Origin of the sequence: Naasia aerilata (genome assembly GCF_030296595.1) — a bacterium.
GTDB lineage: Bacteria > Actinomycetota > Actinomycetes > Actinomycetales > Microbacteriaceae > Naasia > Naasia aerilata.
In genome coordinates, this window is record NZ_AP027731.1 from 2083908 (window position 1) to 2105620 (window position 21713).

The 21713-nt window shown below is 71.9% G+C and carries 19 protein-coding genes and 6 pseudogenes; 20 read left to right on the plus strand and 5 right to left on the minus strand.

Going from position 1 to position 21713, the window contains the following annotated elements; all coding sequences use genetic code 11:
- Positions 1-98: 98 nt before the first annotated feature.
- The 5 genes and pseudogenes from QUE51_RS10895 to trmD all read left to right on the plus strand — a co-directional run bounded on the left by QUE51_RS10895 (position 99) and on the right by trmD (position 3229).
- Positions 99-752 (plus strand): DMT family transporter, encoded by a 654-nt coding sequence (locus tag QUE51_RS10895; RefSeq protein WP_286276430.1) that lies wholly within the window; start codon positions 99-101, stop codon positions 750-752.
- A 160-nt stretch (positions 753-912) separates the two neighbouring features.
- A complete protein-coding gene (rpsP, locus tag QUE51_RS10900; protein WP_286276432.1) occupies positions 913-1332 on the plus strand; it encodes a 30S ribosomal protein S16 in 420 nt (139 codons plus the stop codon).
- A gap of 3 nt (positions 1333-1335) precedes the next feature.
- Entirely contained in the window at positions 1336-1572 is a 237-nt protein-coding gene (locus QUE51_RS10905) for an RNA-binding protein (RefSeq protein WP_286276433.1), read from the plus strand.
- A gap of 7 nt (positions 1573-1579) precedes the next feature.
- Positions 1580-2200: pseudogene (rimM, locus tag QUE51_RS10910) on the plus strand (ribosome maturation factor RimM); the annotation flags it as partial.
- Between the two features lie 340 nt (positions 2201-2540).
- Positions 2541-3229: pseudogene (trmD, locus tag QUE51_RS10915) on the plus strand (tRNA (guanosine(37)-N1)-methyltransferase TrmD).
- 108 nt (positions 3230-3337) lie between these two features.
- Here trmD and map read toward each other — a convergent pair.
- A complete protein-coding gene (map, locus tag QUE51_RS10920) occupies positions 3338-4108 on the minus strand; it encodes a type I methionyl aminopeptidase (RefSeq protein WP_286276434.1) in 771 nt (256 codons plus the stop codon).
- A 141-nt stretch (positions 4109-4249) separates the two neighbouring features.
- On the opposite strand from map, the gene QUE51_RS10925 reads away from it, so the two are divergent.
- The 5 genes and pseudogenes from QUE51_RS10925 to QUE51_RS10945 all read left to right on the plus strand — a co-directional run bounded on the left by QUE51_RS10925 (position 4250) and on the right by QUE51_RS10945 (position 7533).
- On the plus strand, positions 4250-4738 hold the full coding sequence (locus QUE51_RS10925) for a hypothetical protein (RefSeq protein ID WP_286276436.1): 489 nt from the start codon (positions 4250-4252) through the stop codon (positions 4736-4738).
- A 277-nt stretch (positions 4739-5015) separates the two neighbouring features.
- Positions 5016-5366: a 50S ribosomal protein L19 gene (gene rplS / locus QUE51_RS10930; protein WP_286276437.1), complete on the plus strand. Its 351-nt coding sequence runs from the start codon at positions 5016-5018 to the stop codon at positions 5364-5366.
- A 90-nt stretch (positions 5367-5456) separates the two neighbouring features.
- Positions 5457-6223: pseudogene (gene lepB, locus QUE51_RS10935) on the plus strand (signal peptidase I).
- Between the two features lie 88 nt (positions 6224-6311).
- Complete coding sequence (gene rnhB / locus QUE51_RS10940; RefSeq protein WP_286279357.1) at positions 6312-7052, plus strand: ribonuclease HII; 741 nt, start codon at positions 6312-6314, stop codon at positions 7050-7052.
- Between the two features lie 157 nt (positions 7053-7209).
- The gene (locus tag QUE51_RS10945) at positions 7210-7533 is read left to right on the plus strand and encodes a DUF2469 domain-containing protein (RefSeq protein WP_286276438.1); all 324 of its coding nucleotides are present in this window, start codon (positions 7210-7212) and stop codon (positions 7531-7533) included.
- A gap of 42 nt (positions 7534-7575) precedes the next feature.
- On the opposite strand, the gene QUE51_RS10950 is transcribed toward QUE51_RS10945, so the two are convergent.
- On the minus strand, positions 7576-7827 hold the full coding sequence (locus QUE51_RS10950; protein ID WP_286276439.1) for a hypothetical protein: 252 nt from the start codon (positions 7825-7827) through the stop codon (positions 7576-7578).
- Positions 7828-8071: 244 nt separating this feature from the next.
- On the opposite strand from QUE51_RS10950, the gene QUE51_RS10955 reads away from it, so the two are divergent.
- From QUE51_RS10955 to QUE51_RS10970, 4 genes are all read left to right on the plus strand, one after another.
- Positions 8072-8428: a YraN family protein gene (locus QUE51_RS10955; RefSeq protein ID WP_286276440.1), complete on the plus strand. Its 357-nt coding sequence runs from the start codon at positions 8072-8074 to the stop codon at positions 8426-8428.
- Entirely contained in the window at positions 8428-9960 is a 1533-nt protein-coding gene (locus QUE51_RS10960; protein WP_286276441.1) for a YifB family Mg chelatase-like AAA ATPase, read from the plus strand. The genes QUE51_RS10955 and QUE51_RS10960 overlap by 1 nt, the downstream gene beginning before the upstream one ends.
- 2 nt (positions 9961-9962) lie before the next feature.
- Positions 9963-11162 (plus strand): DNA-processing protein DprA, encoded by a 1200-nt coding sequence (gene dprA, locus QUE51_RS10965; RefSeq protein WP_434017268.1) that lies wholly within the window; start codon positions 9963-9965, stop codon positions 11160-11162.
- A 131-nt stretch (positions 11163-11293) separates the two neighbouring features.
- The gene (locus tag QUE51_RS10970; RefSeq protein WP_286276443.1) at positions 11294-11671 is read left to right on the plus strand and encodes a VOC family protein; all 378 of its coding nucleotides are present in this window, start codon (positions 11294-11296) and stop codon (positions 11669-11671) included.
- A 57-nt stretch (positions 11672-11728) separates the two neighbouring features.
- On the opposite strand, the pseudogene QUE51_RS10975 reads toward QUE51_RS10970, so the two are convergent.
- A pseudogene (locus tag QUE51_RS10975) lies at positions 11729-13902 on the minus strand (heavy metal translocating P-type ATPase).
- 300 nt (positions 13903-14202) lie between these two features.
- Between QUE51_RS10975 and QUE51_RS10980 the strand changes: the two are divergent.
- Positions 14203-14500, plus strand: a pseudogene (locus tag QUE51_RS10980) (metal-sensitive transcriptional regulator).
- A 9-nt stretch (positions 14501-14509) separates the two neighbouring features.
- Here QUE51_RS10980 and QUE51_RS10985 read toward each other — a convergent pair.
- Positions 14510-15058: an MOSC domain-containing protein gene (locus tag QUE51_RS10985; RefSeq protein ID WP_286276444.1), complete on the minus strand. Its 549-nt coding sequence runs from the start codon at positions 15056-15058 to the stop codon at positions 14510-14512.
- Between the two features lie 43 nt (positions 15059-15101).
- Between QUE51_RS10985 and QUE51_RS10990 the strand changes: the two genes are divergently transcribed.
- On the plus strand, positions 15102-15938 hold the full coding sequence (locus QUE51_RS10990) for a metallophosphoesterase (protein ID WP_286276445.1): 837 nt from the start codon (positions 15102-15104) through the stop codon (positions 15936-15938).
- 48 nt (positions 15939-15986) lie between these two features.
- Entirely contained in the window at positions 15987-16889 is a 903-nt protein-coding gene (locus tag QUE51_RS10995) for a tyrosine recombinase XerC (RefSeq protein ID WP_286276446.1), read from the plus strand.
- A gap of 62 nt (positions 16890-16951) precedes the next feature.
- Here the strand turns inward: QUE51_RS10995 and QUE51_RS11000 are convergent, their stop codons facing one another.
- Positions 16952-17539, minus strand: coding sequence for a M23 family metallopeptidase (locus tag QUE51_RS11000; RefSeq protein ID WP_286276447.1), 588 nt, complete (start codon positions 17537-17539; stop codon positions 16952-16954).
- A gap of 132 nt (positions 17540-17671) precedes the next feature.
- Here QUE51_RS11000 and QUE51_RS11005 point away from each other — a divergent pair, with 132 nt between their 5' ends.
- The 3 genes and pseudogenes from QUE51_RS11005 to tsf all read left to right on the plus strand — a co-directional run bounded on the left by QUE51_RS11005 (position 17672) and on the right by tsf (position 21527).
- The gene (locus tag QUE51_RS11005; RefSeq protein WP_286276448.1) at positions 17672-19138 is read left to right on the plus strand and encodes a sugar porter family MFS transporter; all 1467 of its coding nucleotides are present in this window, start codon (positions 17672-17674) and stop codon (positions 19136-19138) included.
- 304 nt (positions 19139-19442) lie between these two features.
- A pseudogene (gene rpsB / locus QUE51_RS11010) lies at positions 19443-20399 on the plus strand (30S ribosomal protein S2); the annotation flags it as partial.
- Positions 20400-20699: 300 nt separating this feature from the next.
- On the plus strand, positions 20700-21527 hold the full coding sequence (gene tsf, locus QUE51_RS11015) for a translation elongation factor Ts (RefSeq protein ID WP_286276449.1): 828 nt from the start codon (positions 20700-20702) through the stop codon (positions 21525-21527).
- Positions 21528-21713 lie beyond the last annotated feature (186 nt).

The window sequence follows — 21713 nt, forward strand, 5'->3', positions numbered from 1 at the left end:
CGCCTGCTCGTCGGCACCCTCGCCCTCGGGCTCTTCCAGCTGCGCCGCCCTGGGTCCGTCCCACCCGGCGCGAGTGGCTGTTCCTCATCGGCTTCGGCGTGCTGTGGTTCGGCTTCTACAACCTGTGCCTCAACTTCTCCGAGCAGACGCTGGATGCCGGCACGGCGTCCATGGTCGTCAACATCGGCCCGATCCTGCTGGCGCTCGGCGCCGCCCTCTTCCTGGGCGAGGCGCTGCACCGCTGGGTCGTGATCGGCGCCGCCGTGTCCTTCGCCGGCGTCCTGCTCATCGGGGTGCAGAGCGGGACGCACGGCCTCGACAACACCGTCGGGGTGATCGCCGCGCTGCTCGCCGCGGTCGTCTACACCGGGGGAGTGCTCTTCCAGAAGCCGCTGCTGCGCCGCATCCCGGCCGCCCAGGTCACCTTCCTCGGCGCGGCGATCGGTGCGGTCGTGTGCCTCCCCTTCACGCCCGCTCTCGTCGCCGATGTGTCCCGTGCTCCGGCCTCCGCGATCGTCGGGGCGATCTACCTCGGGCTGGTGCCGACTGCTCTCGCGTTCAGCACGTGGGCGTACGCGCTGCAGCGCATGCCGGCCGCACGCCTGGGCCTCACGACGTACCTCGTGCCGCCGATCGCGATCCTCCTGGCGCTCGTGGCGTTCGGCGAGGTTCCGGGGCCGCTCGCCATCGTGGGCGGCGTCCTCTGCCTGGGCGGCGTCGCCCTGACCCGGCGGCGCGCCGCGGCCCGATAGCGGGATTCGCCGTTCCTCCCGCGATCTGTCAGAATTATCAGTCGAGTCCGCGACGCCCGACCCTCTATCAGGCGTCCTCACTCCCCATCGAGCTTCCGCCGAGTGTGCCCCCACGCGTCCGGCGCAGTTTCTCACCTTTACACACGCACACAGGAGAATTGTGGCTGTCAAGATCCGTCTCAAGCGCCTCGGCAAGATCCGCGCGCCCTACTACCGAATCGTCGTCGCCGACTCGCGCACCAAGCGCGACGGCCGCGTGATCGAGGAGATCGGCAAGTACCACCCCACGGAGGAGCCGTCGCTCATCCAGGTGGACTCCGAGCGGGCCCAGTACTGGCTCGGCGTCGGCGCGCAGCCGACCGAGCAGGTCGCCGCGCTGCTCAAGCTCACCGGTGACTGGGGCAAGTTCAAGGGCGACAAGGACGCCGTGAGCACCGTCCGCGTCAAGGAGCCCAAGGCCCCCTTCGTCGTCGACGAGAAGAAGAAGGCCGTCCTCCGGCCGAAGTCCGAGGCCAAGGCCCCGGCCGCCGCCGAGACGACGGAGGCCGCCGAGCCCGCCGCCACCGAGAGCGACGCGTAGTCCGTGCTCGCTGACGCGCTCGAGCATCTCGTCAAGGGGATCGTCGACAATCCGGACCAGGTCAAGGTCGCGGAGCGGTCGACGCCGCGTGGCGACCTGCTCGAGGTGCGCGTGCACCCGGACGACCTGGGCCGGGTGATCGGCCGCTCGGGCCGCACCGCGAAGGCGCTGCGCACCCTGGTGACGGCGCTTGCCGACGGACGGCGCGTGCGCGTCGACGTCGTCGACACCGACGAATAGGTCGGTCGTGCCGAAGAAGCAGCCGAGCGGTCCGTCCGCTCAGACGCAGCTGAGGGTCGGGCGCCTGACGAAGGCGCACGGCCTGAAGGGCGGGCTGAAGCTCGAGCTGTTCACCGACGACCCGGACAAGCGCTTCCAGCCCGGCTCCGAGTTCTCGCTGCAGGTGCCCACGTCCTCCCCGTGGCACGGGAAGCGCCTCGCCCTGGCCGAGCTGCGCTGGTACAACGGCCAGCCGGTGGGGTTCTTCGAGGGCGTGACCGACCGCGAGGGCGCCGAGAGCCTCGTCAAGGCGATCCTGTGGATCGACCAGTCGCCGGACGAGGCGCCCGAGGAGGACGCCTGGTACGACCACCAGCTGGTGGGGCTCACGGTCGTCCGCGACGGTGAGCCCGTCGGCGCGATCGCGCGGGTCGACCACTTCCCGGCGCAGGACCTGCTCGTGGTCCAGGCCGGCGAGCGCGAGGTGCTCGTTCCCTTCGTCAAGGCGATCGTGCCCTCGGTCGACACCGAGAAGGGCGTCGTGACCGTGACCCCACCGGCGGGGCTCTTCGAGGACCTGCCGGACGAGGACGAGGGGACAGGCGCCGGACGTCGCCGGACCGCCGCGGACGCGGAGGCTGCGGACGCCGGCGCTGCCGAGGGCACCGCCGCTGACGCCGCTGACGCCGCTCAGGGTGCGCCTGCAGCAGAGTCCGGCGTCGGCGACGCCGCAGCTGAGGCGTCCGTCGCATCGGGCGGGACCGCACATGCCGAGGACGCTGCGGCAGCACCCGGCGAGGACGCCACGTCGGAAGCGCCTGCCAAGGCGAAGCGGCCCGCCAAGGCCAAGAAGCCCGCGAAGGCCGCGAAGAGCACAGCCGCGCCGGACGCGGCGCCCACCGCGGACCCCGGCGACGACGCTGCCCCGGTCGAGTCGGCCAGCGAGTCAGCGACCGCGGCGTCTGCTCCCACCGCCTGATCGGGTGCCCGTGCGCATCGACATCGTCACGATCTTCCCGGGGTACTTCGACGTCCTCGACGTCTCCCTGCTCGGCAAGGCCCGCGTGCAGGGCATCCTGGACGTCCGCGCCCACGACCTGCGCGACTTCACGCACGACCGGCACCGCACGGTCGACGACACCCCGTACGGCGGCGGCGCCGGCATGGTCATGCGCCCGGAGCCCTGGGGAGAGGCACTCGACGCCGTGCTGCCCGCCGGCGATGACGCCGTCCTCCTGGTGCCGACCCCCGCGGGCGAGCGCTTCACGCAGCGGATCGCGGAGGAGCTGGCCCAGGAGCAGCACCTCGTCTTCGCCTGCGGACGCTACGAGGGCATCGACCAGCGCGTCGTGGAGCACGCCGCCGGCCGGGCGCGCGTGCGCGAGCTGAGCCTCGGTGACTACGTGCTGAACGGGGAGAGGTGGCGGCCCTCGCGATCATCGAGGCGGTCGCCCGGCTCGTGCCCGGCGTCATCGGCAACCCGGCCAGCCTCACCGAGGAGAGCCACACCGACGGCCTCCTCGAGTACCCGAGCTACACGAAGCCCGCCACCTGGCGCGGGCTCTCCGTCCCGGATGTCCTGCTGAGCGGCAACCACGGCGAGATCGCCCGCTGGCGCCGCGCGCAGCAGGAGGAGCGCACCCGCCGGGTCCGCCCCGACCTCCTGCCCGAGTCCTGACCCGGCTCCTCTCGCTCAGCAGGCAGAAACCGCCTTCGGCAGGCGGGATCCGCCGCTTTCGACCTGCTGAAGGCGGAAAGTGCCTGCCGAGCGAGAGGACGGGCGGGTTCAGCGCGAGCGCTGAGTGAGGACGATGGGCCCGTCGTCGGTGATCGCGACGGTGTGCTCGCTGTGCGCGCCGCGCGAGCCGTCCGCGCTGCGCAGGGTCCAGCCGTCCTCGTCGGTGTAGAGCTGGTCGGTCGTCGCGAGCAGCCACGGCTCGATCGCGAGCACGAGGCCCGCCCGCAGCTTGAGGCCGCGGCCGGCGCGCCCGTTGTTGGGGACGTGCGGGTCGCCGTGCATGGTGTGGCCGACGCCGTGGCCACCGAAGTCGAGGTTGACGGAGTAGCCGGCGCCCTCGCACACCGCTCCGATGGCGGCGGAGATGTCGCCGAGCTTGTTGCCCGGGACGGCCTGGGCGATCGCCGCCTCGAGCGCGCGCTCGGTGGTGGCGATGAGCCGGAGGTCCGGCTCCATCGGGGTGCCCGCGACGACCGTGAGAGCGGAGTCGGTGACCCAGCCGTCGACCGACGCGGCGAAGTCGACGCTCACGACATCGCCGTCCCGGATCGCATAGTCGTGGGGGAGGCCGTGCAGCACCGCGTCGTTGACCGACGTGCAGAGCACCTTGCCGAAGGGCATCGCGCCGAAGGAGGGGTGGTAGTCGATGTAGCAGCTCTCGGCGCCGCGCTCCTTGATCATGCGGTGCGCGATGGCGTCGAGCTCGAGCAGGTTGACGCCGACCTTGATCTCGTCGCGGAGGCGCTCGAGCACGCTCGCCACGAACACGCCGGCGGGCCGCATCGCCTCGATCTCCGCGGGGGTCCTCAGCTCGATCATGGCTCTCCTGCCTCCTTCACCTGTCCGACCCTAACGCCCGGCGTGCCGTTCTCCTTCCGGCCGGGGGACCGGGCAGCGGCCCGCGCAACGCTCATCGCGAACACCCTGGTCGCTCCCGGACAGCGGCTCTAGGCTCCTGCCATGTTGGTGCGCAAGGCCTTCTTCTACTGGCAGTTCGCAGCGGTGGTCGTCCTGCCCGTCTGGATCCTGGTGGGCTGGACGGTGTGGGGCCGCGCCGGGGAGTTCGTCAGCGTCGCCATCGCGGCCCCGTTCCTCGTCCTCGCGCTGCTCGGCGTCGCGGGGGTGAGCTACGCGCGCAAGTCGGCTCGGACGACGCGGACGGCGTCGTGGCTGGACGTGGCTGTCGCGGGCGCCTGGCACCTCGCCGTGATCGCCGCGGGGTTCTTCGGCCCCGCCACAGGCGCCTTCGCGGCCCTCTCGGTCGCGCTCGGCATCGCGGCGTTCGCGAGCGTCACCTGGCAGCTGGTGCAGGAGACGCGGAAGCGCGTCCGCCGGGTGTTCGAGAACATCCAGCGCGGCGCGGTGCCCTACGGCACGCCGCCGGCCAAGCCCGCCCCGCTGGACGCCGGCGAGTACCTCGTGATCCGCCCGTCGGATCCGCCCCGCTAGACCGCCCGAGGCGTCACTTCCGTTGCCGTTCGGGGCGGACGGAGGGCCGACTGGCATCCTCCCCGTGCGCGTTGCGCGTGCGTGTGCGGCCGAATCGGTCGCGTTGCAGGACCGCTCCGCGCTGTGACACAATTGAGGATCGTGCCGCGGCCGGTTCTGCCGCAGGGGAATCAGCTTCTTCCGCGGCCTTCTCTCTGACATCTTCCGGTCGAGCGCCTCCGTGTGCCGGCCGACGACGAGCAGTCGACCTGTGGCGGCTGCAGGAAGTGACATTCCCATGACCAACCTCCTCGACCAGGTCGACGCAGCGTCGCTGCGCTCCGACGTCCCCGACTTCCGTCCCGGCGACACCGTCAAGGTGCACGTCAACATCGTCGAGGGCAACCGCAGCCGCGTCCAGGTCTTCCAGGGCGTCGTCATCGCGCGCCAGGGCCAGGGCGTCCGCGAGACCTTCACGGTCCGCAAGATCAGCTTCCAGGTGGGCGTGGAGCGCACCTTCCCGGTGCACTCGCCGGTCCTCGACCACATCGAGGTCGTGACCCGCGGCGACGTGCGTCGCGCGAAGCTCTACTACCTCCGCGGTCTCCGCGGCAAGAAGGCGAAGATCCGCGAGAAGCGCGACGCCTGAGCAACGCATCCGAACCCCCGCGACATACACTGTCGCGGGGGTTCTTTGTTCGGCCGGCAGCCCCGGTCGGCGCGAGATGGGCGGGGCGATTTGTCTGAGAGTGCCGCTCCTGCGGTGCCGGATCCCGGCCAGCAGGAGACCCGCCGCGAGGCCCGGCAGAAGGGCCGCCGCAACCGCAGCGCGGTGCTCTTCCTCCGGGACGTGCTGGTCATCCTCGTCGTCGCGATCCTCGTCTCGTTCCTCATCAAGACGTTCCTGATCCGGTCGTTCTACATCCCGTCCGCGTCCATGGAGGACACGCTCGAGGTCAACGACCGCATCATCGTGAACCAGCTCGAGCCGTCGCTCTTCCCCTCGCGCACGGCGACGTCGTCGTGTTCCGGGACCCGGGCGGATGGCTGCCGCCTCAGACGCCGGTCGAGCAGCCCCCGCTCGTCGCCGCCCTCGACTGGCTCCTCTCCGTCGTCGGACTGTCCGCGCCGGACAGCAACGACCACCTGATCAAGCGCGTGATCGGTCTCCCCGGCGACGAGGTGTCCTGTTGCAACGCCCTGGGGCAGATGTCGGTGAACGGCATCCCGCTGTCGGAGCCCTACATCAAGCTGCCGAGCGGCATCTCGAAGGTCAGCGATCTCGACTTCGACGTGAAGGTGCCGGACGGCTACCTGTGGGTCATGGGCGACAACCGGTACAACTCCCGCGACTCGCGCTACAACACCGACAAGCCGGGCAACGGCTTCGTCCCGCTCTCGAATGTGGTCGGCCGCGCGGTCGTGATCAGCTGGCCCCTCGGCCGCTGGACGATGCTGGACGACTACCCGGACACCTTCCGCGGGGTGGAGGACGCCAGTGGCTGAACGCACGGCGGCCGCCCGGCCGAAGACCTCGACCGTGCCGAACCTCCGCCGCGAGTAGGCCCTCGCCGCGGAGGGCGCGCGCTGGGTCATCGGCTGCGACGAGGTGGGTCGCGGCGCCATCGCCGGCCCGGTCGCCGTGGGGCTCTGCGTCGTCGACCTCGCCCGCCGCATCCCGCGCGGCCTCAAGGACTCGAAGCTGCTGCCGGAAAAGCGCCGTGTCGAGCTGTCGCCCCAGGTGAGCCGGTGGGCGGTGCACTCCGCGGTCGGCATGGCGAGCAACGAGGAAATCGACGCGTACGGCCTCACGGCCGCGCTGGGGCTCGCCGGCGCGCGGGCCCTGCTCCGGCTGCTGGAGCAGGGCTTCCCCTGCTCGGAGGAGGCCGTCCTGATCCTCGACGGCAAGCACGACTACCTCACGGCCGGCCTCGTCCGGGCCGGGATCGCAGAGCGGCCGCGCATCACGACGCGGATCAAGGCCGACATGACGTGCGCCTCCGTCTCGGGCGCCTCGGTGCTCGCCAAGGTGCAGCGGGACAACCTGATGATCGGGCATCACGACGATCACCCGCACTACGGCTGGGTCAGCAACAAGGGCTACGGGTCGAGCGCCCACTGGGCGGCCATCGACGAGTTCGGCGCCTCGGACCTGCACCGGCACACCTGGCTGCGCACGCCCTCGCTGTTCGACCTGGAGGACGAGTCCGGGCAGCACCCCGGCGACACCCTGAGCGACCCCGAGGACGCGGACGAGGACGCCGGCTACGAGGACGACGACCTCGCGGACTCGGACGAGCTCGACGACGCGGACCTCGGTTCCCCCGTCTCCTGACCAAATCAAGGACATTCAGGCCGAAAGCGGTCTGCTTCCTCATGAGCAAGCTCGCGGGCAGCGAGATCTCCTTGATTTGGTCTGGGATCCGCGGCGCAGCAGGGTCGTCACCCGCGACCCCGGTCGTGGGTGCGCCCGCGGACGTAGGATGAAGCCGATGGATGAGGACGAGTTCGAGGACTACGACCGCGAGGTCGAGCTGGCGCTGTACCGCGAGTACCGGGACATCGTCGGCCAGTTCAAGTACGTCGTGGAGACGGAGCGCCGCTTCTACCTCGCCAACGAGGTCGAGCTGGTCCGCCGCGACACCGAGCACGACTTCTACTTCGAGCTGACCATGCACGACGTGTGGGTCTGGGACGTCTACCGCTCCGACCGCTTCGTGAAGTCGGTCCGCGTGCTCACCTTCAAGGACGTCAACGTCGAGGAGCTGTCCTCGAAGGAGCTGGAGCTCCCGCAGGAGCTCGCCCTCGACGAGTAGGACGCCTCGGCCGCCGATCGAGCCGCCATCGTCGCGGATCGATCAGTCGATCAACGTCTTCTGCTTCTCGACGAAGGACTCCATGTTCTTCAGCGTCGGTAGCCGGCTGAAGCCCCACCCACCCCACGCGCCGACCACAAGGCCCTGAATCAGGGTCACCCACGCGGCAGGTGCAGGGTCGCTCGCGAGATGCGCCACGCCCGCTCCGACGTTCACCATGCCGAGGAGGACAAGCAGGCTCGCCGTGATCCTCGCCCAGAGAACGGTTCGGCCTAGTGCGAGGAGGATGCCCATGCCGCAATGATCTCCGGTGGAGAGCCGACTGGAGTGCATCTCGGGGGCCGAGTGTCCCGATCGGGCGAGTACCGGCTGGCACGCCTGCGGCCCGGCAGACGATCGCCCCCTCGGTAAGAAAGAGGGTCACCGACGGGCGGCCCAGTCCTCCCCAGTTCGCCGTCGCCCTCCGATTGCACCGAACTCGCTCTCTCGCCCCGTGTCAGCGCCCACACCGGCGACCCTCTCCTTCGAGGAGGTCGCGGTGGCGAAGAAGGACGAGCTGGGGCGGTGGGGTGAGGAGGTCGCCGCCGAGCGGCTGACGAGGCTCGGCTACGACGTCGTCGACCGGAACTGGCGGTGCTCGCAGGGCGAGATCGACATCGTCGCCCGCGTCCACGGCGGCACCGCCTTCGTAGAGGTGAAGACGCGGTCCTCCCTGGCATACGGCCATCCGTTCGAGGCCATCACGAGCGAGAAGCTCGCCCGCCTGCACGGCCTCGCGATCGCCTGGTGCCGCGCCCATGCCGGGCGGCACGGTCGACTGCGCGTCGACGTCGTCGCCGTGGTGGGAAAGGCCGGCGGGGACGCGACCCTCGAGCTGCTCGAGGACGTCTTCTGATGGCGGTCGGCCGCGCCCAGTCCGTGGCGCTCGTGGGGCTTGCGGGCTCCCTCGTCGACGTCGAGGCGGAGCTGTCCAACCAGAAGCCCGGCTTCAAGTTGATCGGCCTGCCGGACTCGGCGCTGCGGGAGGCCGAGCAGCGGGTGCGTGCCGCGATCGCCAACTCGGGGCTCGAGTGGCCGAAGCGCAAGCTCACGGTCAACCTGTCTCCGGCCGACCTGCCCAAGCAGGGCTCGGGATTCGACCTCGCGATCGCCATCGCCACCCTCGCGACCACCGGTCAGATCCCGGCGCAGTCGGCCGCGCCGGTGGCGCACCTCGGCGAGCTGGCGCTCGACGGACGACTCCGCCCGATGCGAGGCGCTCTCCCGGCCGTGCTGGCGGCCGCCCGGGCAGGGGCTCGCACGGTGCTGGTGCCGTCGGCGAACCGGGAGGAGGCGGCGCTCGTCTCGGACATCAGGGTCGTCGGAGTGGCGAGCCTCCGCGACGCGGCCATCTGGCACGGTGCTCAGCTCGAGGATCAGCCGGTCGACGAGATCCGCGCAGCAGTCCCGGCGCCGACGATGCCTCCCGACGGTGACCTGGCGGACATCGTCGGCAACGACGACGCGGTCGAGGGCCTGGTCGTGGCGGCCGCCGGCGGGCACCACCTGCTCCTCGTCGGGCCACCGGGGGCGGGGAAGACGATGCTCGCCTCCCGTCTGCCGACCGTCCTGCCGCCGCTCGACGAGTCGGCGGCCCTCGAGGTCACGTCGGTCCGGTCCCTGTCCGGAGCCGCCGTCGGAGGCGCGCTCGCCGTCACGCCGCCCTTCGAGAGCCCGCACCACACGGCGACGCCCGCTGCCCTCGTCGGAGGCGGGAGCTCGATCATCAGACCGGGGTCGGCTGCCCGCGCCTCGCACGGGGTCCTCTTCCTGGATGAGGCGCCCGAGTTCTCCTCCGCGGCCCTGGAGACGTTGCGCCAGCCGCTCGAGTCGGGCGAGATCACCATCGCCCGCGCGAACGCCGTCGCGCGCTTCCCCGCACGCTTCCAGCTCGTGCTGGCCGCGAACCCCTGCCCGTGCGGGGAGTGGGGAGCGCCCGAGAACCGCTGCACGTGCCCCTCCGCGGTGCGCATGCGGTATCTCAGCAAGCTGTCGGGCCCTCTGCTCGACCGCATCGACATCCGGATTCGCGTGGCCCGGGTGACGATCGCGCAGCTGCGGCTCCGGGAGGAGCTTCCCCGCCTCGATTCGGCGACCGCGCGGGCACGGGTGGCGGACGCGCGAGCCCGGGCGGCGCGTCGCCTCGCCGACACCCCGTGGCGCACCAACGCCGACACGGCCGGGCCCTGGCTGCGGTCTCCGGCGATGGCGCTCGGCCGCGCGGTCCTCGCTCCCGTCGACCGGGCGCTGGAGCGGGGCCTCATCTCGATGCGGGGGTACGACCGGGTCCTCCGGATCGCGTGGACCCTCGCCGACCTGGACGGCGTCGATCGCCCCGGCCTCGACCAGGTCGGTCGCGCGCTGCTGCTGAGGAGGAGCGTTCCGTGATCCTGGGACTTGATGAGGCCATCGTGCGCCGCGCTGTGTCGGCGGCGCGACCTGATCGTGCGCCGGTCTCGGCCGACGAGACGGCCGAGGTGTTCGCTCGTGCAGCGTGGAGCGGCATCGCGGAGCCGGGGGACGGCGTGGCCGGCACCCTGGTGGCCGCCCTCGGAGCGGCCGGCGCACTCGCCGCGGTGAACGAGGAGCACGATCCCGCGGGCCTCGCGCATGAGGTGGGCGAGGCGACCGGGGAGGAGCTGACCCGCGAGTCGATGCGCGCAGCCGTCGAGCGCTGGCGGCCCCGGCTCGTCGCCTCCGACGCCCTGCGGTTCCTCACGTCCGCCGGTGCCCGGGGAGCGGCGCTGCTCGTGCCCGACGATCCGGAATGGCCGGCCGGCTTCGGCGACCTCGGCCCGCATCGGCCGGCTGCCCTGTGGTGTCTCGGCAACGCCGCGCTGCTGGCCTCGCCCCTTCCGATTGCGCTCGTCGGCGCGCGTGCCGCCACCGGCTACGGCGAGCACGTCTGCGCGGAGGCGTCGACCGGGCTCGTCGATCGGGGCTTCGCGATCGTTTCGGGCGCGGCCTACGGCATCGACGGGATGGCGCACCGGGCCGCACTCGCCAGCGGCGGCGCCACGGTGGCCTTCCTGGCTGGCGGTGTCGACCGCTTCTACCCCAGTGGCCACGACGCCCTGCTGACGCGGATCGCGCAGGCCGGCGCTGTCGTCTCGGAGCTGCCGTGCGGGTCGTCGCCCACGCGTTGGCGCTTCCTTCAGCGTAACCGCCTGATCGCGGCGGCGTCCCTGGCGACCGTCGTCGTCGAGGCCGGCCTGCGCTCAGGATCCCTGAACACCGCCGGCCACGCGGCCTCGCTTGGCCGACCGCTCGGCGCGGTGCCCGGTCCGGTGACCTCGGCCGCGTCGGCGGGCTGCCACCGGCTGCTGCGCGAGTTCGACGCCGTGTGCGTCACCAACGCGGACGAGATGGCCGAGCTGGTGCTCGGTCCCCAGGAGCCTCTCGTCGAGGCGGCTTCTCGCCAGGAGCCGGAGGCGACCAGGGTGCTGGACGCGATGTCGTCGCGACCCCGCTCGGTCGACGACATCGCGCGCGCCGCCGGGCTCAGCGTCGCTTCGGTGCGGTCCGCCCTCGGCGTCCTGGAACTCGAGGGGCTGGTCAGCGAGACGCCGACGGGCTGGCGCCGCCCGTGACCAGCGGATGACCCCCCCGGGTGTGCCCGATAGGCTCCGGTGCCCTCGTCGAAATCTGCCGCCGCCGATCGACGTAGGAGGAAGAGGCGGTCTCGCCTCCCGACACACACGGAGCCAGGAGGCTGCTGCAGATGGATATGAAACTCGAACTGGTTCCCCTGCCGGTGACCGACGTCGATCGGAGCATCGCCTTCTACCGGGACCAGCTCGGCTTCTCCCTCGACCACGACGTGCAGCCGGGCAACGGGATGCGCGTCGTGCAGCTCACGCCACCCGGATCAGCGTGCTCCATCGGGTTCGGCACCGGCTGGGGCAGCGGCACTGCGCCGGGGTCGGTCCGCGACCTCCACCTCGTGGTGGACAGCGTGGAAGAGGCTCGGCAGCTGGTCCTCGCACGAGGCGTCGAGATCTCCGAGATCTCGGACATGGGTGGCGTGAAGTACGCGTTCTTCGCCGACCCGGATGGCAACACGTGGGAGTTCCAGGAGATCCCCGCCCACTTCCGCTGACCGCTCGGGCCACGGGAGCACGGCCGGTCGGTCGGCCGGCTCGCGAGGCGGACGGGATCAGCGCCGCGCCAGCTCCTCCGGGTTCAGGCGCACCCCGCGCAGCAGCTGGGCGTTGAGAGCGACGACGATCGTCGAGAGCGACATCAGGATCGCGCCCGCGGCGGGGAGAGGACGAACCCGAGCGGGGCGAGCACGCCCGCCGCCAGCGGGACGGAGAGCACGTTGTACCCGGCGCCCCACGCGAGGTTCTGGATCATCTTGCGGTAGCCCGAACGGGACAGCTCGATGACCGAGAGCACGGCCCGAGGGTCGCTGCCGGCGAGGACCACGCCGGCGGACTCGATCGCGACGTCGGTGCCCGCACCGATCGCGATGCCGACGTCGGCGCGCGCGAGCGCGGGCGCGTCGTTCACGCCGTCGCCGACCATCGCGACCTTGGCGCCGCGCTGCTGCAGCCCCGCGACCTTGGCGTCCTTGTCCTCGGGACGCACCTCGGCGAAGACCTCGTCGATGCCGAGCTCCGCCGCCACCGAGTCGGCGACCTGCCGCGAGTCTCCGGTGATCATGCCGACCCGGATGCCGCGACGGTGCAGCGCGTCGACGACCTGCCGGGACTCCGGCCGCACCTCGTCGCGCACGGCGAACCCGGCGAGGACCGCGCCGTCCGCGAGCAGGTAGAGCACTGCGTCGCCCTCGGCCGACCAGGCGGCGGAGGCGGCGGTGAGCTCCGCCGGCACGGCGATGCCTGCCTCGGCCAGCAGACTCGGTCCGCCGACGCGGAGATGGCGACCGCCGACCTGACCTTCGACACCGCGCGAGGTGAGCGACCGGAACTGGGCCACCGCGGGCAGCGGCCCCACCTCCTCCTTCTCCGCGGCGCGCACGATCGCCCTCGCGACAGGGTGCTCGCTGGAGCGCTCGAGTGCCGCGGCGAGGGCGAGCGCGGTCGCCCGGTCGGTGCCTGCGGAGACCGCGATGGCGGACACGGCGGGCTCGCCCCGCGTGAGGGTTCCGGTCTTGTCGAAGAGCACCGTGTCGACGGACCGCATCCGCTCGAGCGCCAGCCGGCTCTTCACCAGGACGCCCGCGCGGGCCGCCCGCTCGGTGGAGATCGCGATGACGAGCGGGATGGCGAGGCCGAGCGCGTGCGGGCAGGCGATCACCAGGACGGTCACGGTGCGCGTGATCGCATCGTCCGCGCTGCCGAGCAGGAGCCAGATCGCGAAGGTGAGCACGCCGGCGCCCGCCGCGAAGTAGAACAGGAGGGCTGCCGCGCGGTCGGCGAGGGCCTGCGCCCGCGACGATGAGTTCTGCGCGTCGGCGACCAGCCGCTGGATCCCGGCGAGCGCCGTGTCGTCGCCCACCGCCGTGACCCGGACGCGGATCGCGGAGTCTGTGGCGACCGTGCCCGCAGTGACCGTGCTGCCCAGGCCGCGAGAGACGGTCCGGGACTCGCCTGTGATCATCGACTCGTCGACCTCCGCGGTGCCGTCCACGACCGTGCCGTCGGCGGGCACCCGCGAGCCCGATCGGACGAGGACGACGTCGCCGAGGCGCAGCTCGGCGAGCGGCACCTCGGTCAGCTCCTCGCCGTCCACGCGGACCGCGCGGTCGGGGAGGAGGGCGGCGAGCGCATCGAGGGCGCTCGAGGCCGCGCCGAGGGCGCGCATCTCGATCCAGTGGCCGAGCAGCATGATGACGATGAGGAGTGCGAGCTCCCACCAGAAGTCGAGGTCGAGCCCGAACAGGCCGAGCGAGGTGACCCAGCTCGCCCCGAAAGCGACCGTGATCGCCATGGCGATGAGCGTCATCATCCCCGGCTGGCGCAGCCGCACCTCGCTCACGAGGCCCGTGAGGAACGGCCAGCCCCCGTAGAGGAAGACCGCCGTGCCGAGGATCGGCGAGATCCAGTCGGACCCGGGGAAGGTCGGGCGGGCGTAGCCGAGCAGGTCCGCGAACATGGGGCTGAAGAGCACCACCGGCACCGCGAGCACCAGGTTCACCCAGAAGCGGTTGCGGAACAGCGCCGCGTGGTCCCCGTGGCCGCCATGGCCGTGGCCTGCGTGGCCGCCGTGGCCCGCGTGAGCGTCGTGGCCCGCGTGAGCGTTGTGGGCGTCGTGCCCGGCGTGAGCGTCGTGCCCCGCCTGGGCGTTGTGGCCGGTGTGCGCGTCATGCCCCGCGTGGGCGCCGTGCTCCGCATGGGCGTCGTGGCTCAGATGCGCGTCGTGCATGGGGTGGCCGGCGTGGGCAACGGAGTCCTGGAGCTCTGAGACGAGGTGCTCGGAGTGGTCATGCTCCGCGTGCTCGCGCCCGGCGTGAATGTGGCCGCCGTGCTCGTGCCCGGTGTGCTCGTCGTTCCCGTGCTCGTGCCCGGCGTGACCGTGGTCCTCGCGCCCGTGCCCGGAGTGCTCCGTCCCCGACTGCTCCGCCGCGCGCACGTCGCCGTGTGTGGTCTCCGTGTGCCGGTCGCTCATCTGCGACTCCTTCCGCTCTCCTTCCGTTGTATACCCCCAGGGGGTATAGTGCAACCTATGGAAGAGGGCACGGTTGAGACGGCACACCACGGGTACATCACGGGCAAGGACGCCTACCTCGCCCGGCTGCGGCGCATCGAGGGTCAGGCCCGCGGGCTGCAGAAGATGGTTGAGGACGAGAAGTACTGCATCGACATCCTGACCCAGGTGTCCGCGATGACGAAGGCTCTGGAATCGGTCGCCCTCGGGCTGCTCGACGACCACCTGGCCCACTGCGTCGTCGACGCCGTGGGGGAGGAGCGGGAGGAGGCTCCGGGAGGCCTCTCAGGCGATCGCGCGGCTCGTGCGCTCCTGAGCGCCCGTCTCACTCGCCGCGGAAGACCTCGAGGAGCGTCGGGGCGCCGCGTGGTGCCGGCGTGACGGCGATGTCGTCGCCCGCCGCGATCAGACCCGTGTGCACGACACGGAAGTAGGCGCCGAGCCGGCCGGCCTGAGCGAACCGCCGGACGAAGCCCGACGTGCTGCCCGCATCGGCCCAGCGGGCGAACGTCATGCACGGCGTGCGAGGGCTGGTCGCCTCGAGGACGACCTTCTCGCCGATGTGCCACCGCTCGCCGACCCGGGCCGCGGTCGCGTCGAGCCCGTCGACGCGCAGGTTCTCGCCGAACCAGCCGGGATGCAGGTCGCGGCCGAGCTCAGCCGACCAGAAGTCGGCGTCCGACTGGGAGTACGCGTAGACCGCCTGCTCGATGCCCCCGTGGTGCTTCCGGCTGGCCTGGACGTCGGCGCGGAGGCCGAATCGGCCGACCTTCACCGGACCGTCGACCGCCCGCTTGTCGATGGCGGTCACGCCCTCGGTCCCGGAGTCGGGGCGGAGCGCGTGCACGACGCACGCGGCGACCAGGCTGGGCATCCGGCGAGTCTATGTCGTCGGTCCCTGTCGCTAGCGTTGACCCGTGCCCACTCCCGCTCCGGAACCGACCCACGTCCTGGCTCACCTCAGCGACACCCACTTCCTCGCCGGCGGGGCGCCCCTGCACGGCAGCGTCGACACCGTCGAGCACCTTCGCCGCGCACTGCAGCGCCTCGAGGAGGCCGAGGTCGCCGTCGACGCGATCGTGCACACGGGCGACATCGCCGACCTCGGAGAGCTGGACGCCTACCAGCGCGTGCGGGAGATCGTCGAGCCGGTCGCGGACCGGCTGGGGTGCCCGGTCATCTGGGTGGCAGGCAACCACGATCAGCGTGGGCCGCTCCGCGAGGGGCTGTTCGGCGCAGCGCCGTCCACGGAGCCGCTGGACTCCGTCCATGACCTCGGCGGCCTTCGAGTCGTCGCGATCGACACCTCCGTGCCCGGAGCCGGACACGGCGACCTCGACCCGGAGCAGGTGGAGTGGCTCCGCGAGGTGCTCGCACAGCCTGCCCCGCACGGCACCGTCCTGGCCATGCACCACCCGCCGGTCCCGACGACGGTGCGGGTGCTGGAGCCCTTCCAGTTCCGTGCGGTGGACGCGCTCGCCGAGGTCCTCGCCGGCACGGACGTGCGGGTCATCCTCAGCGGGCACCTGCACTACTCGGTGAACGGCCGCGTCGCAGGGGTCCCCGTCTCGGTCGCACCCGCGACGAGCTACACCGTGCAGGTGGCGGCCCCGCACCTCGGGCTGACCGGCGTGGACGCCGACCAGGCGCTCTCGCTCGCGCTGCTCTACCCGGAGCAGGTGGTCACGGCACTGCTGCCGATCGACGTGGCGCCCGCGGTCGTGCACCTGCCGGACGGCTACTTCGACTCCTGACCGGTGTCGGTCCCAGCCGGAGCGATGGATCCAGGGCACCATGGCCGCGTGGAGATCGCGGACGCCGTCGCCGAGTTCGGCGCACACCTCTTGGGTGAGCGCGGCTTCTCGTCGAACACGGTGCGCGGCTACCTCACCGACCTCATCGACCTCGAGGGCTTCGCCCGGCGGCGCGGGTCGCCCGCCGTGGATGGCCTGACGCTGGACCTGCTGAGGGACTGGCTGTGGCAGTCGTCGGAGAGGGGTCTCGCTCGCGCCACGCTCGCCCGGCGGACCGCGGCGGTGCGGGGCTTCGGCGCCTGGCTGGTGCGGCAGGGGTACCTCCCGGTCGACCCCGCCCTCCGGCTGAGGTCCCCGAAGTCGCACAGCACGCTGCCGCGCGTGCTGCCGCAGAACGCGGTCGGCGAGCTGCTGTCCGGACTGGCGGAGCGAGCGGAGGACGGCGAGGCCGGCGCGCTGCGCGACCTCGCCGTCGTGGAGCTGCTCTACGCGTCCGCCCTCCGCGTCTCCGAGCTCTGCGGGCTGGACGTGGACGACGTGGACCGGGAGCGGCTCACCGTGACGGTCACCGGCAAGGGGAACAAGCAGCGCGTGGTGCCGTTCGGCGTGCCGGCCGCACATGCGATCGACCGGTACATCGCCGGGGCGCGGCCCGAGCTGGCCGTGGACGGCACCCCCGCCCTCTTCCTCGGCGACCGGGGCGCCCGGCTCGGAGTGCGCTCGGTGCACCGGCTCGTCGCCGGGCTGCTCGAGTCGGTGCCGGGAAGCGGGCCGGCGGGTCCGCACACGTTCCGGCACACGGCAGCGACCCACCTGCTGGACGGCGGCGCCGACCTCCGGGCGGTGCAGGAGCTGCTCGGCCACGCGAGCCTCGGGACGACCCAGATCTACACCCACGTGTCCGCCGAGCGGCTCAAGCGCGCCTACGAGCAGGCCCACCCGCGGGCCTGATCCACCGGTCCCGGGCGACCGGGCGCTCGCGTTCCCAGCGGGAGCGCTCCGGATGGAGGGGCTCATTCGCCGGCCCGATCCACCGGCGGCACGAGCGGCAGCAGGATCGCCCGGGGCACCTCGCCGAGCAGGACCATCGGCGACACGTACCTGCCGTCGACGCGGGCGCCGATGTGGAGGCAATCGACCGGGCAGTGGCCCGCCGAGGCGGCCACCGTGCCGAGCGCCTCGCCGCGGCGCACGCCCTGGCCAGCCGTGACGGCCGCCTCGACGGGCTCGAAGCTCGACACGAGGCCGGCGGCGTGGGCGACCGAGAGCACCGGCCGGCCGCCCACCGCCCCCGCGAAGAGCACCACGCCGTCGTCCGGGCTCGTCACCGGCGTCCCTGCGGGCACGCCGACGTCGATGCCCCGATGGCCCGCCGCGTACGGGGTGAGGGGAGCGCGATACCCGCGGAGGACCGCGGGTGGCGGCGCCACCGGCCAGGCCCAGGGGTAATCCGCCCACCCCGCGGTCCGGAAGGTGGCAAGGAGCGGGGCGGCGGGCCCGGACCGCGGGAGTGCGGCGGCGGGGGCGATCCACCCGGGCAGCAGCAGGGTCGTGATCGCGCTCAGCAGGAGGGCGAGGGCCAGCAGGCGGCGGGGAGGCATGGCGGAAGGATGCCGGTCGCAGCGCCTGCGTACGCGCGCAGATCGATGGTCGTGCAGAACCGGGAAATCAACCCCTGGGGGAGGGAGGCGAAGGGCGCGGGAGAAGTGGAAGGATCTCGCCAGGAGGAGCCCATGTCCCAGACGTCCCCTGACCGCACCGATCGGATCGATCCCAAGCTGCGGCGGCGCGTCACCGCCCTCGCCGTCGCCGCGGCGGTCGGCGGCTTCCTGTTCGGCTTCGACTCGTCCGTCATCAACGGGGCCGTCGACGCCATCGGCAAGGAGTTCGAGCTGGGGGCCGCGATCCAGGGCTTCGCGGTCGCGGTGGCGCTGCTCGGCTGCGCAGTGGGTGCCTACCTCGCGGGCGCACTGGCCGACCGCATGGGGCGCCTGCGCGTCATGCTCATCGGCGCCATCCTCTTCTTCGCGAGCTCGATCGGGGCCGGTCTCGCGTTCGGCGTGTGGGACTTCATGTTCTGGCGCCTGGTCGGCGGCTTCGGCATCGGCGTCGCCTCCGTCATCGCGCCGACCTACATCGCGGAGATCGTGCCCGCAGCCGTCCGAGGCCGCCTCGCCTCGCTGCAGCAGCTCGCGATCACGCTGGGCATCTTCGCGGCCCTCCTCTCCGACGCCCTGCTCGCGGGCGTCGGCGACTCCGACCCGTCGCGGGAGCTGCTGTTCGGCCTGCCCGCCTGGCGGTGGATGTTCCTCGTCGGCGTGATCCCGTCCGTCGTCTACGGCTACCTGGCCCTCCGGCTCCCGGAGTCGCCGCGGCACCTACTCGCGAAGGACCGGGAGGATGAGGCGCGCACGGTGCTCGCCACGGTCCAGCCGAAGGGCGAAATCGATGACGAGGTCAGCCGCATCCGCAAGAACATCGACGAGGACCGCGAGAACGCGAAGAAGGCGTCGCTGCGGGGGAGCGCCCTGGGCCTCGCGCCGGTCGTCTGGATCGGTCTCGCGCTGAGCGTGTTCCAGCAGTTCGTGGGGATCAACGTGATCTTCTACTACTCGACGACGCTCTGGAACGCGGTCGGCTTCAAGGACGCGTTCCTCATCTCGGTGATCTCGTCGATCGTGAACGTGGCCGTCACCTTCGTGGCGATCGCGATCGTCGACAAGGTGGGCCGCCGGCCGATGCTCCTCGCTGGCTCCCTCGGCATGGCCGTGACGCTCGGCGCGATGGCCCTCTCCTTCAGCCAGGCGCAGCTGTCCGACGGCAAGCTGAGCCTCCCGCAGCCGTGGGGCGTCATCGCGCTCATCGCCGCGAACCTGTTCGTCGTCTCCTTCGGCGCGACCTGGGGGCCGCTCGTCTGGGTCCTGCTCGGCGAGATCTTCCCGAACCGGATCCGCGCCAAGGCGCTCGGCGTCGCCGCGGCCGCGCAGTGGATCGCGAACTTCCTCATCACCGTCAGCTTCCCGATCTTCTCCGAGTTCTCCCTCGCCTTCACCTACGGCCTCTACGCGGTCTTCTCGGCGCTGTCGCTCGTGTTCGTCTTCTTCTTCGTCCCCGAGACGAAGGGCGTCGAGCTGGAGGACGTGGGCGGCCTCGTCTTCGGCCGCGCGAAGAAGGCGGCCTCCGCGGATCTCCGCGGATAGCGGGACGGGCCGATTCGGGCATTCCGGGCCGCCGCTTCGGCCCGGAATGCCCGATCCGGCCCGGGATGCACCGACACCAGCGCCCACTGCCGGTGGCTCGTGAGTCCTGTAGACTGTTGGCCGCACCTCGCCCAGCGGGGTGACTTCGCGTGCCCATTCGGCCTCCGCAGCCACCGGTCCCTCCTTCTCGAAGGTGGGCGGCTTGCGCGCCGGGCACCAGGATCCGCGGCCGACCGGTCGCGGGAAGAACCGAATCGGCGTCCGTCGGCTGCTGCCGCCGCGCGCCGGGAACAGGAGCACGGCCATGGCCGTCGTCACCATCCGCCAGCTGCTCGACAGCGGCGTGCACTTCGGGCACCAGACCCGCCGGTGGAACCCGAAAGTCAAGCGCTTCATCCTCACCGAGCGCAGCGGCATCCACATCATCGACCTGCAGCAGTCGCTGTCGTACATCGACAAGGCGTACGACTTCGTCAAGGAGACGGTCGCCCACGGCGGCACCATCCTCTTCGTCGGCACCAAGAAGCAGGCCCAGGAGGCCATCGCCGAGCAGGCGAAGCGCGTCGGCCAGCCCTACGTGAACCAGCGCTGGCTCGGCGGTCTGCTCACCAACTTCCAGACCGTGCACAAGCGCCTCAACCGCCTCAAGGAGCTCGACCTCGTCGACTTCGACGACACGACCAAGGGCTACACGAAGAAGGAGCTGCTCATCCAGCGCCGCGAGCGCGACAAGCTCGAGAAGACGCTGGGCGGCATCCGGAACCTGGCCCGTACGCCCTCCGCGATCTGGGTCGTCGACTCGAAGCGCGAGCACCTCGCGGTCGACGAGGCCAAGAAGCTCGGCATCCCGGTCATCGGCATCCTCGACACCAATGCGGACCCGGACGAGCTCGCCTACCCGATCCCGGGCAACGACGACGCGATCCGCTCCGTCGCGCTGCTCACGCGCATCATCGCCGACGCCGCGGCTGAGGGCCTGATCCAGCGCCACCAGAAGCCCGCCGACGGTGAGGCCGCCGAGCCGCTCGCCGAGTGGGAGCGCGAGCTCCTCGAGGCCGGCCCGGCCAGCGACGGCCCCGCCGAGGCGATCGACGCCGTCCCGGCCGCCGCGCCCGCTGAGGCCGCCGCTGCCCCCGCCGAGGAGGCCGCCGCCCCCGCCGAGGAGCCGGCCGCCGAGGCGCCCGCCGCCGAGGAGACCGCCGCCGAGACCGCGAGCCCGGCTGACGCCGAGGCCGCCTCTGCCGAGCTGCCGGTCGAGGAGAACGACGCCGACGCCCAGGCCGAGGCCGACCTCGCGGCGCAGGCCGACGAGACGGTCGTCCCGGAGCACCACCCGGAGACGCAGGACGAGGTCGAGGCCAAGGAGGAGGCCGCGGCCACCCCCGCGGAGAAGAAGCCCGCGACCAAGCGCGCGCCGTCCGCCGCGAAGGCCAAGGCCGAGAAGGCGGAGACCGCCTCGGCGGAGTGATCTCCACCACCGATCGTCGCGAGGGCGGTGGGATCCGATCGGATTCCTGCCGCTCTCGCGCAGTTTGAGCATCAGAACACAAGGAGGAAAAGCATGGCCAATGTGAGCCTGCAGGACGTCAAGACGCTCCGTGAGCGTCTCGGGACCGGAATGGTCGACACCAAGAACGCACTCGTCGAGGCCGACGGCGACATCGAGAAGGCCGTCGAGATCCTCCGCCTCAAGGGCGCGAAGGGCAACGCGAAGCGCGCCGACCGCTCCACGAGCGAGGGCCTCGTCGCCGCGCACGAGGGCGCCGACGCCGTCACGCTGATCGAGCTCGCCTGCGAGACCGACTTCGTGGCCAAGAACGAGCGCTTTATCGCCCTGGGCGACAAGGTCCTCTCGGCCGTCGCCGAGGCCGGCGCCGACTCGATCGACGCCGCCCTCGCGGCCCCGCTCGACGGCAAGACCGTGGCGGACGTCATCTCCGACGACGCCGCGATCATCGGCGAGAAGGTGGAGCTGCGCCGCATCGCGCGCGTTCCCGGCGAGAAGTTCGCCGTCTACCTGCACAAGACGAACCAGGACCTGCCCCCGCAGGTCGGCGTCGTCGTGGCGTACACCGGCGACGACGCGGCGACCGCCCGCAGCGTCGCCCAGCACATCTCGTTCGCCGCGCCCGCCTACCTTTCGAAGGACGAGGTCCCGGCGGCCGACGTCGAGAACGAGCGCCGCATCGTCGAGGAGATCAGCCGCAACGAGGGCAAGCCCGAGGCCGCGCTGCCGAAGATCATCGAGGGGCGCCTCGGTGCGTTCTTCAAGCAGGTCGTGCTCCTCGAGCAGGACTACGCGCGCGACAACAAGCTGACCGTGGGCAAGGTCCTCAAGGACGCCGGCCTGACCGTGACGGGCTTCGCCCGCTTCCGGGTCGGCGCCTGACGCCTTCGCACTACCAGAACGGGAGTCGCCTTCGGGCGGCTCCCGTTCTGCGTTCCCCGGCAGATGCTGAGCGAAGCACGGAGCTTCGGCCCCAGCCCGGCGCGCACATGCCGGTCCAGGCGCGATCCGGACCGGATCTCCTTGATTCGGTGAGGGACGTCTCCCAAGGGAGTTCGCGAGCTTCCG